The organism is Bacillus sp. BPN334 (genome assembly GCF_008368885.1).
Taxonomy (GTDB): Bacteria; Bacillota; Bacilli; order Bacillales; family Bacillaceae_G; genus Bacillus_A; species Bacillus_A wiedmannii.
Map to the genome: position 1 here is coordinate 1 of NZ_QOZW01000058.1, position 458 is coordinate 458.

Annotated in this window: 1 protein-coding gene; it reads left to right on the forward strand. The window is 34.1% G+C overall.

The window, feature by feature from the left end:
• On the forward strand, positions 1–458 hold a 458-nt coding region (locus DN393_RS31190; RefSeq protein WP_149174302.1), incomplete at both ends, for an MSCRAMM family protein.

The window sequence follows — 458 nt, forward strand, 5'->3', positions numbered from 1 at the left end:
TGAAACAAAAGCTCCTGAGCACTATGTATTAGAAGAAACACAAATTCCATTTACAATTGAAAGAAGTCAAACGAAAGAGATCAATGTTACAGGTAAAAATGCTTTGAAAAAAGGTAGCGTTGAACTAACAAAGATTGACGATATTGATATAAATACAAAACTTGCTAACGCCGTATTTAATTTATTAGATGCAGACGGAGAGCTAGTTGAAGAAGGCTTAAAAACAAATGATGAAGGTAAAATTGTTGTTGAAAATCTACGTCCTGGTACGTATCAATTCGTTGAAACAATTGCTCCTGAACATTACGATTTAGATAAAACACCGATTGAATTTACAATTAAGAAAAGCCAAACTGAAACTCTTCACGTTACGGCTAAAAACGCTCTAACAAAAGGTGCAGTGGAACTTTCTAAAGTAGATGACATCGATGACACCAAACTTGAAGGCGCAGTATTTA